The sequence below is a fragment of the Enterobacter sp. Ag1 genome (genome assembly GCA_000277545.1).
GTDB lineage: Bacteria > Pseudomonadota > Gammaproteobacteria > Enterobacterales > Enterobacteriaceae > Cedecea.
Map to the genome: position 1 here is coordinate 35,130 of AKXM01000060.1, position 14,883 is coordinate 50,012.

The window sequence follows — 14,883 nt, forward strand, 5'->3', positions numbered from 1 at the left end:
AACTGACTAAACTCACTGTCATTACAGGCAGTAGTGAAGACAGGCTTAACAATGATTCTTATAATTTATGCGCATCCCTATCCCCAGCATTCCCATGCCAACCGGCAAATGCTCGAGCGAGCCAAAGCGCTTCCGGGGGTAGAGGTTCGCTCCCTCTATGAACTTTATCCCGACTTTAATATCGACATTGCCGCTGAGCAGCAGGCGTTAAGCCGCGCTGATTTGGTTATCTGGCAGCATCCCATGCAGTGGTACAGCGTGCCGCCGCTGATGAAATTGTGGATAGACAAAGTGCTTTCGCACGGCTGGGCATACGGCAAAGGCGGGAATGCCCTGCACGGTAAAGAAGTGATGTGGGCCGTGACAACCGGCGGTAGCGAAAAACATTTCGAACTGGGAGATCACCCTGGATTTGACGTTCTCGCCCAGCCTCTGCAGGCCACGGCGCTCTACTGTGGAATGCAGTGGCTTCCGGCCTTCGCGATTCATTTCACCTTTGTTTGCGATGAATTGACGCTTGCCCGCCAGGCGGATGACTACAAGAAGCGCTTAATTGACTGGCAGGAGGCTCACCGTGGATAGCCATAGCTTAATTCAGGCATTAATTTACCTCGGTTCTGCCGCGCTGATCGTGCCTATCGCCGTGCGGCTCGGATTAGGTTCCGTGCTGGGCTACCTGATTGCCGGCTGTATTATTGGGCCATGGGGGCTGGGGCTGGTTACCGACGCCGAAACTATTCTGCACTTTGCTGAAATTGGCGTGGTGCTGATGCTCTTTGTTATCGGGCTTGAGCTTGATCCTCAGCGGCTATGGACGCTTCGCGCCTCGGTGTTTGGCGGCGGTTTTCTGCAAATGGCGGCCTGCGGGCTGGCGCTCGGCGCATTTTGTATCGTGATGGGGCTCAACTGGAAGATCGCCTTGCTTATTGGCCTGACGCTGGCGCTCTCATCCACCGCGATTGCTATGCAGGCGATGAACGAACGCAACCTGACCGTCACGCCGATGGGGCGAGGCGCGTTTGCCGTGCTGCTGTTCCAGGATATCGCGGCGATCCCTCTGGTGGCAATGATCCCGCTGCTGGCGAGCAGCGGCGGGACGATGACCTTTGCGACGTTTTTAATTTCCGCGCTTAAGGTAGCGGCGGCGCTGGCTCTGGTTGTACTGCTTGGGCGCTATGTCACCCGGCCAGTGCTTCGATTTGTGGCGCGCTCGGGGTTACGTGAAGTGTTCAGCGCCGTGGCGCTATTTCTGGTGTTTGGCTTTGGTCTGCTGCTTGAAGAGGCCGGGCTTTCGATGGCGATGGGGGCGTTTCTTGCCGGGGTGCTGTTAGCCAGCTCCGAATATCGTCACGCGCTGGAAAGCGATATTGAGCCGTTCAAGGGCCTGCTGCTGGGGCTGTTCTTTATCGGGGTTGGGATGTCTATCGACTTCGGGACTTTGCTCGACAACCCGCTGCGTATTCTCGTCCTGCTGGTCGGTTTCCTGGTCATCAAAACGCTGGTGCTCTGGCTGGTCGCTAAGCCTTTAAAAGTGCCGCGTAAGCAGCGACGCTGGTTTGCCGTTTTGCTGGGGCAGGGAAGTGAATTTGCTTTTGTTATCTTCGGCGCGGCTCATATGGCTCAGGTGCTGGACGACGACTGGTCGAAGTCGCTGACGCTTGCCGTGGCGCTATCCATGGCGGCCACGCCTCTGTTGCTGGTGCTGCTGAACAGGCTCGAGAAAACGGGCAGCGAGCAGGCCGGAGAGGCCGACGAAATTGATGAAGAGCAGCCCCGGGTTATCATCGCGGGCTTCGGACGCTTTGGGCAGATTGCCGGTCGTCTGTTACTGAGCAGCGGAGTGAACGTGGTTATTCTGGATCACGATCCTGACCATATAGAGACGCTGCGAAAATTTGGCACCAAGGTCTTTTATGGGGACGCCACCCGCGTTGACCTGCTTGAGTCAGCCGGGGCCGCAGGCGCTGAAGTGCTGATTAACGCCATCGACGATCCTGAAGCCAGCATGCAGCTCACTGAACTGGCGAAGGAGCACTTCCCGCATCTGCAGATCCTTGCCCGCGCGCGCGATATTAATCACTACATCCGCCTGCGCCAGGCGGGAGTCGAGATGCCGGAACGTGAAACGTTCGAAAGCTCGCTGAAGATTGGCCGTCGTGCGCTGGAGGGATTGGGCGTCGGCAAATACGAAGCGCGCGAGCGGGCCGACCACTTCCGCCGTTTTAACCTGCAAATGCTTGAAGAAATGGTGCCGACTGATGATAAGACCGCCGAGCGCGCGGATGTCTTTAAGCGCAACAGCGCGATGCTGACAGAGGTTATTAACGAGGATCGTGCGCACCTGCACGTTATCCAACGTGATGGCTGGCAGGGAACAAAAGAGGGTCTTCACAGCGGTAAACTTTCCGATGAACCCCCGGTCAGGCCAGCAGAGTGAACTTGCTGAAAAATATTTACTTTTCCTTATAGTGAGCGGGGGTTAACGCTAACCCCTTGTTCCATATCCCGCAGTTGAAAATCAGGGCGCGATGGCCGCAGCAGAATAAAAAAAATTCTCGTTACGCCCATCGCCTGCTGTCGACGAAAGATTGCGCTTTCCGTATAGTGGCGGCAATTTTTTTCATCATCCTTAGGTTATATAAATGATCAGTCTGATTGCTGCTTTGGCGGTGGATCGCGTTATCGGCATGGAAAACGCCATGCCATGGGATTTGCCTGCCGACCTGGCCTGGTTCAAGCGCAATACGCTCAATAAACCTGTTGTTATGGGGCGCCTGACCTGGGAGTCTATTGGCCGCCCGCTGCCGGGACGTAAAAACATCGTTATTAGCAGCCAGGCCGGAAATGACGATCGCGTTGAGTGGGTGAAATCGGTGGAAGAGGCTATTAAAGCCTGCGGTGATGCCGAAGAAATCATGGTGATTGGCGGGGGGCGCGTATACGAGCAGTTCCTGCCCAAGGCGCAGCGTCTTTACCTGACCCATATTGATGCGGAAGTGGAAGGGGACACGCATTTCCCGGATTACGATCCGGATGAGTGGCAGTCAACCTTCAGTGAATTCCACGATGCCGACGAGAATAACTCCCACGGTTATTGCTTCGAAATTCTGGAGCGTCGTTAAGTTTTACCTCTCTCTCGACAGAGAGAGGGGTAACTTCTAAGAGGCGGCAGCGGTTTGATCTTCGCCGCTATCCTGCTGACGATTTGAAGGCTGTACGAACCAGGCTTTATCTTCCCAGCGCAGGCAGGTTAGTTCTCCCCCCCAGCAGCAACCCGTATCCAGCGCATAGATCCCTTCCGGCGTGCCTTTCCCTTCCAGCGATGCCCAGTGACCAAAAGCCACAGAATATTCGGCGGTAACGGGGCCAGGAATCGCAAACCAGGGCTTCAGCGGCGAAGGCGCTTTTTCCGGCGTGTCTTTGCAGTACATATCCAGCTGGCCGTTAGGGAAGCAATAGCGCATGCGGGTGAGCGAGTTAGTGATGAAACGCAGGCGTGCCAGCCCGGAGAGATCGCTGGACCAGTTGTTGGGCATATCGCCATACATTGCATCCAGAAAAAGCGGGTAGCTGTCGCTGGAGAGAACGGCTTCGACATCACGCGCGCAGGCCAGCGCGGTATTGATATCCCACTGAGGCGTGATCCCCGCATGAGACATAACAAGCTTTTTCTCTTCATCCACCTGAATGAGCGGCTGACGACGAAGCCAATTGAGAAGCTCGTCGGCATCAGGCGCTTCCAGCAGTGGCGTAACGCGGTCTTTAGGTTTGTTGCGGCTGATGCCCGCAAAGACGGCTAAAAGATGCAGGTCATGGTTACCGAGTACCACTCGTACGCTGTCACCGAGACTGCGAACATAGCGCAGCACTTCCAGAGAATCTGGCCCACGAGCCACCAGATCGCCCGTCAGCCACAGCGTATCTTCTTCAGGGTTGAAATTAACCTGCTGCAGCAACGCGATCAGTTCATCGTAGCAGCCGTGAACATCGCCAATCAGATATGTAGACATGGTATCAGTGAATAAAAGTTGGAATGGCCAGACGGAAAACGGGGATCTCGACCCTGAAGGCCTCTCCCTGCGCATCGACCATTTCATAATGGCCCTGCATGGTGCCGAGCGGCGTTTCGATAACCGCTCCGCTGGTGTACTGGTAGTCGTTGCCCGGTTCAATATGCGGCTGTTCGCCGACGACACCTTCGCCCTGAACCTCGGTTTCGCGGCCGTTACCGTTGGTAATTAGCCAGTAACGGCCAAGTAGCTGAACTGCTGTTCGCCCCAGATTGCGAATAGTGACTGTGTACGCAAATACGAAACGCTCATCCTCAGGCGAGGACTGCGATTCAATATAAAAGCTTTGTACCTGCACGCATACGCGGGGCGAATCAAGCATAGTTTAGCTCTCCGACGGCTGTTGTGGGTTGTCAGCCAGATAGTTTGCAAGCTTACAGTACTGCTCAACGGAAATGTTTTCCGCACGCAGCGTCGCATCGACGCCCAGCTCCGCCAGCAGGTCGGCACTGAACAGATGACCAAGGCTGTTACGGATAGTTTTACGACGCTTGTTAAAGGCTTCCGTGGTGATACGGCTCAGCACGCGCAGATCTTTCACCGGGTGCGGTAAAGTCGCGTGTGGTACCAGACGCACAACGGCAGAGTCCACTTTTGGCGCAGGCGTAAACGCCGTTGGCGGGACTTCAAGCACAGGAATAACGTTACAGTAGTACTGCGCCATCACCGACAGGCGGCCATAGGCTTTACTGTTTGGCCCGGCGACTAAGCGGTTAACCACCTCTTTTTGCAGCATGAAGTGCATGTCTGCAATGGCATCAGTATAGCTAAAGAGATGGAACATCAGCGGCGTAGAGATGTTATACGGCAGGTTACCGAAGACGCGCAACGGCTGGCCGATTTTCTGCGAAAGATCGCCGAAATCCATGGTCATGGCATCCTGCTGATAAATTGTCAGCTTGGGGGCCAGGAACGGGTGCGTTTGCAAACGTGCGGCAAGATCGCGGTCCAGTTCGATAACGGTCATTTTATCCATGCGTTCACCCACAGGCTCGGTCAGTGCACCAAGGCCTGGACCAATTTCGACCATTGCCTGGCCTGGCTGTGGGTTAATTGCGGAGACAATACTGTCGATAACGAACTGGTCATTAAGGAAGTTTTGTCCAAAACGTTTGCGGGCAAGGTGGCCCTGGTGGACTCGAGTATTCATTGACTATTTACAATCATTTTAATGGCGAGATTAAGCGCCGTAATAAAACTGCCGACGTCGGCTTTCCCCTGGCCTGCCAGCTCAAGAGCCGTGCCGTGGTCAACCGAGGTACGGATAAAAGGTAACCCCAACGTGATATTTACCGCGCGGCCGAAGCCCTGATATTTCAACACGGGCAGACCCTGATCGTGATACATCGCCAGTACGGCGTCAGCACTATCGAGGTATTTAGGCTGGAATAGCGTATCTGCCGGTAACGGGCCAGAAAGGTGCATCCCCAGAGCGCGCATCTCATTTAACACCGGGATAATAGTGTCTATCTCTTCGGTGCCCATATGGCCACCTTCCCCGGCGTGTGGATTGAGACCGCAAACCAGTACATGCGGCTGCGGGATACCAAATTTGGTTTGCAGGTCATGATACAGGATGGTGACAATCTGGCGTAGTAAATCCGGCGTAATGGCGTCAGAAATTGCTTTCAGCGGCAGATGCGTTGTGGCCAGCGCAACGCGCAGCTCTTCCGTGGCCAGCATCATCACCACTTTTTCGCTGTGTGAGCGCTCTTCGAAGAACTCGGTGTGACCAATAAACGGAATCCCGGCATCGTTGATAATGCCTTTGTGTACCGGCCCGGTAATCAGCGCGGCGAATTCTCCATTCAGGCAGCCATCGCATGCCCGAGCCAGCGTCTCGACGACGTAAGCACTGTTACGCACATCCAGTTGCCCTGGAATGACCGGCGCACGTAGCTCAACGGGCAGCACGGTTAACGTACCTGCAGCCTGTGGTTTTGCCGGTTGATTTGCCTCGAAAGGCTGGAGCGTCAGGGGGAGACCGAGCAGAGAGGCTCTGGCAAGTAGCAATTCTGGAGAAGCGCAGACGACCAGTTCAACGGGCCAGTCGCGTTGCGCTAACGCGACGACCAGGTCGGGACCAATCCCGGCGGGTTCGCCGGGAGTGATGGTCACACGAAAGATGTTAGCCATTGCTGCCTATGATTTTCACGTAAGCGCTGGCGCGCTGTTCCTGCATCCAGGTTTGCGCTTCTTCGGAGAACTTGCGGTTGAACAGCATGCGGTAGGCACGGTCTTTTTGCGCCGCATCGGTTCTGTCGACTTTACGCGTGTCCAGCAGTTCGATCAGGTGCCAGCCGAAGGAAGAGTGCACCGGGGCGCTCATCTGGCCTTTGTTCAGCTTCTGCAGTGCATCGCGGAAAGCAGGATCGTAAATATCCGTTGCCGCCCAGCCCAGATCGCCACCCTGGTTCGCTGAACCAGGATCGTCCGAGAAGGATTTCGCTGCTGCGGCAAAGGTGGTTTTCCCGCTCTTAATGTCAGCGGCAATTTGCTCCAGTTTCTGGCGCGCCTGAGTATCGTTCATGATAGGCGACGTTTTCAGCAGAATGTGGCGGGCGTGAACTTCGGTCACAGAAATATTCTGGTTCTGACCGCGCATATCGTTAACTTTCAGGATGTGGAAACCAACGCCTGAACGAATAGGCCCGATAATGTCGCCCTTCTTCGCCGTGCTCAATGCCTGGGCAAAAATAGAAGGCAGTTCCTGGATGCGACCCCAACCCATTTGGCCGCCTTTCAGCGCCTGCTGGTCGGCAGAATAGCTGATCGCGAGCTTGCCGAAGTCTGCCCCGTTGCGTGCCTGATCGACAACGTTACGTGCCTGTTTTTCTGCGTCATCAACCTGAGCAGAGCTTGGGTTTTCTGGCAGCGCAATCAGGATGTGGCTCAGGTTCAGTTCGGTACTGCTGTCGTTCTGATTGCCGACCTGTTGTGCAAGGGCATCAACTTCCTGCGGCAGGATTGAGACGCGACGACGAACTTCATTGTTACGCACTTCCGAAATCGTCATCTCTTTACGGATCTGACTGCGGTAGGTGTTGTAGTTCACGCCATCATAGGCCAGACGGCTGCGCATCTGATCCATGGTCATGTTGTTCTGTTTTGCAATGTTGGCGATGGCCTGATCGAGTTCATCGTCGGTGATCTTCACGCCCATCTTCTGGCCCATCTGCAGGATGATTTGATCCATGATCAGACGTTCAATGATTTGATGGCGAAGCGTCGCGTCGTCGGGAAGCTGTTGCCCCGCGTCGCGTGAGTTCATTTTGACGGACTGCATTAAGCCGTCAACATCGCTTTCAAGGACTACGCCGTTATTGACTACGGCAGCTACTTTGTCGACAACCTGCGGGGCTGCAAAAGTTGTGTTCGCTACAAGTGCGACACCAAGAAGCAGCGTTCTCCAGTTCTTCATACTTTTTCCATTTTACTTAGCCGCAAAGCGGATTATTTAGAGAATTCGTCAAAGTGAATTACATCGAACTTTGGTATGGCAGAATGTTAGTACGCAGCATCTGCGGAATACCCAGGCCATAGTTGGAACTCAGGCCACGTAACTCGATGTTAAAGCCGATTACGTTATCGTATTTACTCATGTTATTTTCCCACCCGTTGATCTTACGCTCGACGCCAACACGAATGGCATAACAGCAAGAGCTGTACTGCACGGCGAACATAGAGTCAGCGGACTGTCGGGCATTGGTATCGTAGTAGTAGGCCCCGACAACGGACCAGCGATCCACGATTGGCCAACTGGCGACCATACCGACCTGCGAGATCCCTTCTTTGTACTGATCGGCGGTTGAATATGCTGGCAGCGTAGCCTGAATATACTCCGGGCTGGCATAACGATAGGTCAACTGTGCCATACGATCGGCATCGCGACGGTACTCAATGGCGCCGCTGCCGTTCGCTACGCTACCCAGGCGAGCATCATACTGTACCCCGCCGCGCAGGCCCCAGCGATCTGTCATACGCCAGTAGGTGTCACCGGCCCAGACCATGGAGCCCGTTTTCTTATCTTTCTCCCAGTTAATGTTGTCATCCCCGGTACGGGACTGGGTGAAATAGTAGATTTGACCCGCGGATACGTTAAAACGTTCAACCGATGCGTCATCATAAACCCGGGAAGTTAAGCCCGTCGTGACCTGGTTTGCGGAAGCAATGCGGTCCAGGCCACCATAGGTGCGGTCGCGGAACAGGCCGCTGTAGTCAGACTGCAGCAGAGATGAGTCGTAGTTGTTGATAGCACTTTGGTTGCGATACGGCACGTACAGGTACTGAGCGCGTGGCTCAAGCGTCTGTGTCCAGCCGGCAACGGAGTCCATATCACGGTCAAAGATCAGCTTGCCGTCCATTTTAAACTGCGGCAGCGTGCGGTTGACGGACGATTCCAGGTTGTTAGCTGAATCCCGTGCTTGTTGATACGGGGCATATCCCGGGGCACTGTTATATAAGTTAGTTGTGTAGTCTTTATATCTGTCCAGATTCCCTTGCTGATAGTGAGTCATCATCAGCTTGGCTTCGGTGTTCAGGCTTGCCCAGCCGTTGGAGACAGGCAGGTTGATCACCGGTTCAAGGTGCAGACGCGTTGCATCAGGCATATTGTCATTCACGTTAGTGAATTTCACCGCCTGGCCATAAATTCGGGTATCAAACGGGCCCACGTCGTTCTGGTAGAAGTTGACGTCCAGCTGCGGCTCTGCGCGGTAGGAGCTTGTGCCTGCGCCCAACTGGTTGGCAAAGACCTGGAATTGTTTGGCGGACAGCGTCGCGTCAAAGTTCTGATTAGCGTAGCCGACGCTGAATTTTTGCGTAGCGTAGCCATCGGTACTGTTACCGTAGGGGGAGCTAAAGTCGTTGAAATAGCGTGAGTCGCTAACCTTGGTGTAATCGACGTTGAAGCGCCACACCTGGTCCATGACCCCGCTGTGGGTCCAGTAAAACAGCCAGCGGCGATCTTTTTCGCCCGGCGCAACGCCCGACTCGTTTTTGTACTCGTCATCCGACGGGAGATAGTCAAACTCCATCAGGCCTGAACCTGCCTGGGTCAGGTAGCGGAATTCGTTTTGCCACTGGATACCGCCACGCTTATCAATATAGTGAGGCGTGATAGTGGCATCGAAGTTTGGCGCAATGTTCCAGTAATAGGGCAGCGCGAACTCAATGCCGCTGTTGGTGCTGTATTTAGCGCTGGGGATCAGGAAGCCCGAACGGCGTTTATCGCCAATAGGCAGCTGCAGGTAAGGGCTGTAGAACACCGGTACCGGGCCCAGTTTAAAGCGGGCGTTCCAAATCTCCGCCACTTCTTCCTGCCTGTCCTGAATCACTTCAGTACCAACCACGCTCCAGGTGTTGGAGCCAGGCAGGCAGGAGGTGAACGTCCCGTTTTCGAGAATTGTGTAGCGGTTGTCGCCGCGCTGTTTCATGAGGTCTGCGGTACCGCGACCCTGGCGGCCAACCATCTGGTAATTACCGTCCCAGACGTTAGTATCTTTGGTGTTTAAATTTGACCAGGCTTTAGGACCTTTCAGGATGACCTGATTGTCGTCGTAATGCACATTACCTAAGGCATCTACGGTGCGGACGGGATCCGTTTGACCTTCGACCAGCTTCTGGTGAAGCTGAACTTCGTCTGACTGCAGGCGGCTGTTGCCCTGCTGAACGTCAACATTCCCGGTAAAAACGGCATTGTCCGGGTAGTCACCTTTGGCGTGATCGGCCTGGATTGTTACCGGCTGGCTATTGCCGTCGTCCTTAACCAATGGACGATTGTAGCTTGGGATACCCAGCATACACTGCGAGGCAAGGTCGGCAGCCATACCTTGTTGGCTATAAAGGGCTGAACCAATCAGTGTGGCCAGCAAGGTGGGAATACGTTTTTTCATACGTGTTATTTGTTGTTCCGTCATCAGGGTATAGCGAAGGCAAACGGTCAGAGACTAACGTACTCATCACCACAGCGCTAGTGTTAATCCAGCCCATTAGCAGTATGCCGTTAGGCAGCGCTATCAATGGCGGGTATGATAAAGCAAATTCTAGACGACAGCATGATGATTTGGGGAGTATATGCAGTATTGGGGAAAAGTACTCGGTGTTGCTTTGGGGTTAATCTCAGGCGGCGGCTTTTGGGGTGTGGTGATAGGTTTTCTTATCGGCCATATGTTTGATAAGGCACGCAGCCGTCGCGGGGCCTGGTTTGCTAACCAACAGCAGCGTCAGGCGATCTTTTTTTCTACCACTTTTGAAGTGATGGGGCACCTCACCAAATCGAAAGGTCGGGTAACGGAAGCTGATATTCAAATAGCGTCTTTATTGATGGACCGAATGCAGCTTCATGGTGAGGCGCGCGCCGCCGCTCAGCGAGCATTTCGCGCGGGGAAAGAAAATAACTATCCGCTCAGAGAAAAGATGGGGCAGATGCGAAGCGTCTGTTTTGGCCGGTCTGACTTAATTCGGATGTTTCTGGAAATACAAATCCAGGCTGCGTTTGCGGATGGCTCGCTGCACCCAAATGAGCGTCAGGTGCTGTATGTGATTGCCGAAGAACTGGGGATCTCGCGTGCCCAGTTCGACCAGTTCTTGCGCATGATGGAAGGCGGCCAGCAGTTCGGTGGTGGCCAGTACCAATACCAGCAATCGCAAGGCGGCTTCGCGCAGCAACAAAGAGGCCCGACGCTGGAAGATGCCTGCAAGGTGCTTGGGGTAAAAAGCAGCGATGAGCCAACGGTTATCAAGCGCGCGTACCGTAAGTTAATGAGTGAGCACCATCCTGACAAGCTGGTGGCAAAAGGCCTGCCGCCGGAAATGATGCAGATGGCGAAGCAAAAGGCCCAGGAGATTCAGGGCGCTTACGATCTGATTAAAACCGCAAAAGGGTTTAAGTAGAAAAAGGCCTCTCAGTTGAGAGGCCTTTTTTAGAAGTCCGCCGGCGCTTTAAACGTCATTGGCGTACCGTAGCTTGGGTGCGTGATGGTGAGCATCTCGGCATGGAGCTGAAGACGCGGCGCCATGGCAAGCGCTTCTGGCGTCGCGTAGAAGCGGTCCCCGAGAATCGGGTGCCCCAGCGCCTGCATATGCACACGAAGCTGGTGCGAACGCCCGGTAATCGGCATGAGCTGTACACGAGCGGTATTATCCGCCGCGTATTCCAGCACCTGATATCCAGTCTGCGCAGATTTCCCTGTCTCGTAGCATACCTTCTGCTTTGGTCTGTTAGGCCAGTCGCAAATCAGCGGTAGATCCACCAAACCTTCTTCCGGCTGTGGATGTCCCCAAACGCGAGCCACATACTGCTTTTTCGGCTCGCGTTCACGGAACTGGCGCTTTAGCTCGCGCTCTGCCGCTTTGGTCAGCGCCACCACGATCACGCCGCTGGTTGCCATATCAAGTCGATGGACCGATTCCGCCAGCGGAAAGTCGCGCTGAATGCGCGTCATCACGCTGTCTTTGTGCTCGTCAAGACGTCCCGGAACGGACAGCAGGCCGCTGGGCTTGTTAACCACCATGATGTGCTCATCCTGGTACAGGATAACCAGCCAGGGATCGAGAGGCGGATTGTAGGGTTCCATCAGCATTTACTCTGCATCCTTCAAGCTGCAGCCGCGTTGGCTGCTCTCACTTATCCCAGTCACTGACTTTAGTCAGCTCCTGGGAATTCTCTCTTTTGCCGCCTTGCTGCAACTCGAATGATTTGAGTAAAGCGACGCATATTTACTGGTGCGTCACAACGATCAAACGCAGGGCATCAAGACGCCAGTTAGCCTGGCTCAGCGCTTCCATCACCTGCTGGCGATTGGTTTCGATAGCTGCAAGCTCGTCGTCACGAATGTTTGGGTTAACGGCTTTCAACGCTTCCAGACGGGACAGCTCAGAGCTCAGCTTCTCATCGGCTTCTTCACGAGCTGCGTCGATCAGCGCCTGTGCCGCATCGGCAACTTTTTCTTCCGCCACCTGCAGAATAGCGTGCACGTCGGACTGCACCGCATTCACCAGTTTGCTGCCGGTATGGCGGTTAACCGCGCTGAGCTGGCGGTTGAAGCTTTCAAACTCCACCTGCGCCGCGAGGTTGGTGCCGTTCTTATCCACCAGCATGCGCACCGGCGTCGGCGGCAGGAAGCGATTGAGCTGCAGCTGTTTAGGCGCTTTGGCCTCAACAACGTAAACCAGCTCCAGCAGCAGCGTACCCACCGGCAGCGCTTTGTTTTTCAGCAGAGACAGGGCACAGCTACCGGTATCGCCTGACAGGATCAAATCCAGGCCGTTGCGGATGATCGGGTGTTCCCAGGTCACAAACTGCGCGTCTTCGCGGGACAAGGCGACGTCACGCTCGAAGGTGATTGTGCAGCCGTCTTCCGGCAGGCCCGGGAAGTCAGGGACCAGCATATGGTCGGACGGAGTAATGACGACCATGTTGTCGCCGCGATCGTCCTGGTTAATGCCGACGATATCAAACAGGTTCATGGCAAAGCTAACGAGGTTAGTGTCGTTATCTTGCTCGGAAATGGCTTCTGCCAGCGCCTGCGCTTTTTCACCGCCGTTGGAATGAATTTCCAGCAGACGGTCGCGGCCCTGCTCAAGCTGCTGCTTCAGGGCATCGTGCTGCTCGCGGCACTGCTTGATCAGCGCGTCAAAGCCTTCGGTATTTTCCGGTGCCGCGAGATATTCGATCAACTGCGGATAGACGTTGTCATAAATGGTGCGGCCGGTCGGGCAGGTGTGTTCGAAGGCATCCAGGCCAGCATGGTACCAGTCCACCAGGACCGACTGAGCGGTTTTTTCCAGGTACGGAACGTGAATCTGGATGTCGTGCGCCTGGCCAATACGGTCGAGACGGCCAATACGCTGCTCCAGCAGGTCCGGGTTAAACGGCAGGTCAAACATCACCAGCTGACTGGCGAACTGGAAGTTACGGCCTTCTGAGCCAATCTCTGAGCACAGCAGGACCTGAGCGCCGGTATCTTCTTCCGCAAACCAGGCTGCAGCGCGGTCTCGTTCGATGATGGACATGCCTTCATGGAAGACGGCTGCGCGGATGCCTTCGCGCTCACGCAGAACCTGCTCAAGCTGGAGTGCCGTCGCGGCCTTGGCGCAGATCACCAGCACTTTCTGCGAACGGTGGCTGGTCAGGTAGCCCATCAGCCATTCAACGCGTGGGTCGAAGTTCCACCAGGTGCCGGTGTCGCCTTCGAACTCCTGATAAATCTGCTCCGGATACAGCATATCCCGGGCGCGATCCTCCACGGACTTACGCGCGGCCATAATACCGGAGACTTTAATCGCCGTCTGGTACTGGGTTGGCAGCGGCAGGCGAATGGTGTGCAGTTCGCGTTTCGGGAAACCTTTCACGCCGTTACGGGTGTTACGGAACAGCACGCGGCTGGTGCCGTGTCTGTCCATCAGCATGGAAACCAACTCCTGGCGCGCGGCTTCACTGCCTTCGCGATCGCTGTTGGCGGTTTGCAGCAGTGGCTCGATATCCTGCTCGCCAATCAGCTCACCCATGGTATTCAGCTGCTCATCGGTCAAGCGATCTCCTGCCAGCAGCAAGGCGACGGCGTCTGCAACCGGGCGGTAATTCTGCTGCTCGTCGACGAACATGGCGAAATCATGGAAGCGATTTGGGTCCAGCAGGCGTAAGCGCGCGAAGTGGCTTTCCATGCCCAGCTGTTCAGGCGTGGCGGTCAGCAACAGGACGCCAGGAACATGTTCGGCCAGCTGTTCAATGGCCTGGTATTCACGGCTGGGCGCATCTTCGCTCCACACCAGATGGTGAGCTTCATCGACAACCAGCATATCCCACTCCGCTTCGCAGAGGTTTTCCAGGCGCTGTTTATTGCGGCGCACGAAGTCCAGCGAGCAAATGACCAATTGTTCGGTGTCAAACGGGTTGCTGCTGTCGTGCTGGGCTTCCGCGTAACGTTCATCGTCAAACAGCGCGAAGCGCAGGTTAAAGCGGCGCAGCATTTCGACCAGCCACTGATGCTGCAGGGTTTCCGGCACCACAATCAGCACGCGCTCGGCGCTACCGGCCAGCAGTTGCTGGTGGATGATCATCCCGGCTTCAATGGTTTTACCCAGGCCAACCTCATCCGCGAGCAATACGCGCGGCGCATGGCGGCGGCCAACATCATGAGCGATGTTTAGCTGGTGAGGGATCAGGCTGGTGCGCATCCCGCGCAGGCCGCTCCAAATCTGGCGCGACTGTTCGCTCTGATATTTGCGGGCGCGGAAACGCAGCGCAAAGCGGTCCATACGGTCGATTTGCCCGGCAAACAGGCGATCCTGTGGTTTGCTGAAGACCAATTTGCTGTCGAGAAACACTTCGCGCAGCAGGACGTCAGACTCTTCGGTATCGAGACGGGTGCCGAGGTAGGCGAGTAAACCCTTTTCTTCCTTAACTTCATCAACTTTCAGCTGCCAGCCTTCATGGCTGGTAATCACATCGCCTGGGTTAAACATCACGCGGGTGATCGGGGAGTCATTTCTGGCGTACAGACGATTTTCACCCGTTGCCGGGAAGAGCAGGGTAACCATACGCGCATCCAGCGCCACCACGGTTCCCAGTCCCAGTTCGCTTTCGGTATCGCTGATCCAACGTTGACCAAGTGTAAAAGGCATAAGTTTTCGGCTCTATTTCAGTGACTTAAATTTGCAGGCAATAGCATGGCAACCGCGCACAGGCGGCGCAGTTGTTTAAAATTGGGTCTAAGGATTCGAAGAAAGGGCGCTATGGTACTGGATGGCAACGGATTCGTCACGCACTCGTCATGCTTCAAATTACGGCGGCGCTGGCTGCGTGCTCTTA

12 protein-coding genes are annotated in these 14,883 nt (G+C 55.2%); 4 read left to right on the top strand and 8 right to left on the bottom strand.

All coding sequences use genetic code 11. The features are described 5' to 3' along the window. Positions 1 to 51: 51 nt before the first annotated feature. The 3 genes from kefF (at position 52) to folA (ending at position 3,122) form a co-directional block, all read left to right on the top strand. Positions 52 to 582, top strand: a complete 531-nt coding sequence (kefF, locus tag A936_RS21980; RefSeq protein WP_008461708.1) for a glutathione-regulated potassium-efflux system oxidoreductase KefF — start codon at positions 52 to 54, stop codon at positions 580 to 582. Then, entirely contained in the window at positions 575 to 2,437 is a 1,863-nt protein-coding gene (gene kefC / locus A936_RS21985) for a glutathione-regulated potassium-efflux system protein KefC (RefSeq protein ID WP_008461711.1), read from the top strand. Before kefF ends, kefC begins: the two co-directional genes overlap by 8 nt. 205 nt (positions 2,438 to 2,642) lie before the next feature. Further along, on the top strand, positions 2,643 to 3,122 hold the full coding sequence (gene folA, locus A936_RS21990; protein ID WP_008461713.1) for a type 3 dihydrofolate reductase: 480 nt from the start codon (positions 2,643 to 2,645) through the stop codon (positions 3,120 to 3,122). Between the two features lie 36 nt (positions 3,123 to 3,158). Here the strand turns inward: folA and apaH are convergent, their stop codons facing one another. The 6 genes from apaH to lptD are packed head-to-tail and all read right to left on the bottom strand — an operon-like array spanning position 3,159 to position 9,964. Continuing rightward, entirely contained in the window at positions 3,159 to 4,010 is an 852-nt protein-coding gene (gene apaH, locus A936_RS21995; RefSeq protein WP_008461716.1) for a bis(5'-nucleosyl)-tetraphosphatase (symmetrical) ApaH, read from the bottom strand. A 4-nt stretch (positions 4,011 to 4,014) separates the two neighbouring features. Further along, the gene (gene apaG, locus A936_RS22000) at positions 4,015 to 4,392 is read right to left on the bottom strand and encodes a Co2+/Mg2+ efflux facilitator ApaG/CorD (protein WP_008461718.1); all 378 of its coding nucleotides are present in this window, start codon (positions 4,390 to 4,392) and stop codon (positions 4,015 to 4,017) included. Between the two features lie 3 nt (positions 4,393 to 4,395). Continuing rightward, positions 4,396 to 5,220, bottom strand: a complete 825-nt coding sequence (gene rsmA / locus A936_RS22005; protein ID WP_008461721.1) for a 16S rRNA (adenine(1518)-N(6)/adenine(1519)-N(6))-dimethyltransferase RsmA — start codon at positions 5,218 to 5,220, stop codon at positions 4,396 to 4,398. Then, a complete protein-coding gene (gene pdxA, locus A936_RS22010; RefSeq protein WP_008461723.1) occupies positions 5,217 to 6,206 on the bottom strand; it encodes a 4-hydroxythreonine-4-phosphate dehydrogenase PdxA in 990 nt (329 codons plus the stop codon). Before pdxA ends, rsmA begins: the two co-directional genes overlap by 4 nt. After that, positions 6,199 to 7,491, bottom strand: a complete 1,293-nt coding sequence (surA, locus tag A936_RS22015) for a peptidylprolyl isomerase SurA (RefSeq protein ID WP_008461725.1) — start codon at positions 7,489 to 7,491, stop codon at positions 6,199 to 6,201. Before surA ends, pdxA begins: the two co-directional genes overlap by 8 nt. Positions 7,492 to 7,549: 58 nt before the next feature. Next, on the bottom strand, positions 7,550 to 9,964 hold the full coding sequence (lptD, locus tag A936_RS22020; protein WP_008461728.1) for an LPS assembly protein LptD: 2,415 nt from the start codon (positions 9,962 to 9,964) through the stop codon (positions 7,550 to 7,552). A gap of 181 nt (positions 9,965 to 10,145) precedes the next feature. On the opposite strand from lptD, the gene djlA reads away from it, so the two are divergent. After that, complete coding sequence (gene djlA / locus A936_RS22025) at positions 10,146 to 10,964, top strand: co-chaperone DjlA (protein WP_008461730.1); 819 nt, start codon at positions 10,146 to 10,148, stop codon at positions 10,962 to 10,964. A 29-nt stretch (positions 10,965 to 10,993) separates the two neighbouring features. Here the strand turns inward: djlA and rluA are convergent, their stop codons facing one another. After that, a complete protein-coding gene (rluA, locus tag A936_RS22030; RefSeq protein ID WP_008461732.1) occupies positions 10,994 to 11,653 on the bottom strand; it encodes a bifunctional tRNA pseudouridine(32) synthase/23S rRNA pseudouridine(746) synthase RluA in 660 nt (219 codons plus the stop codon). A 136-nt stretch (positions 11,654 to 11,789) separates the two neighbouring features. After that, positions 11,790 to 14,696, bottom strand: a complete 2,907-nt coding sequence (gene rapA, locus A936_RS22035; RefSeq protein ID WP_008461734.1) for an RNA polymerase-associated protein RapA — start codon at positions 14,694 to 14,696, stop codon at positions 11,790 to 11,792. Positions 14,697 to 14,883 lie beyond the last annotated feature (187 nt).

Excerpts from the sequence above, each read along its gene's own strand:
- kefF (WP_008461708.1), top strand. The coding sequence starts at position 52 with ATGATTCTTATAATTTATGCGCATCCCTATCCCCAGCATTCCCATGCC.
- folA (WP_008461713.1), top strand. The coding sequence starts at position 2,643 with ATGATCAGTCTGATTGCTGCTTTGGCGGTGGATCGCGTTATCGGCATG.
- apaH (WP_008461716.1), bottom strand. The coding sequence starts at position 4,010 with ATGTCTACATATCTGATTGGCGATGTTCACGGCTGCTACGATGAACTG.
- apaG (WP_008461718.1), bottom strand. The coding sequence starts at position 4,392 with ATGCTTGATTCGCCCCGCGTATGCGTGCAGGTACAAAGCTTTTATATT.
- rsmA (WP_008461721.1), bottom strand. The coding sequence starts at position 5,220 with ATGAATACTCGAGTCCACCAGGGCCACCTTGCCCGCAAACGTTTTGGA.
- pdxA (WP_008461723.1), bottom strand. The coding sequence starts at position 6,206 with ATGGCTAACATCTTTCGTGTGACCATCACTCCCGGCGAACCCGCCGGG.
- surA (WP_008461725.1), bottom strand. The coding sequence starts at position 7,491 with ATGAAGAACTGGAGAACGCTGCTTCTTGGTGTCGCACTTGTAGCGAAC.
- lptD (WP_008461728.1), bottom strand. The coding sequence starts at position 9,964 with ATGAAAAAACGTATTCCCACCTTGCTGGCCACACTGATTGGTTCAGCC.
- djlA (WP_008461730.1), top strand. The coding sequence starts at position 10,146 with ATGCAGTATTGGGGAAAAGTACTCGGTGTTGCTTTGGGGTTAATCTCA.
- rluA (WP_008461732.1), bottom strand. The coding sequence starts at position 11,653 with ATGCTGATGGAACCCTACAATCCGCCTCTCGATCCCTGGCTGGTTATC.
- rapA (WP_008461734.1), bottom strand. The coding sequence starts at position 14,696 with ATGCCTTTTACACTTGGTCAACGTTGGATCAGCGATACCGAAAGCGAA.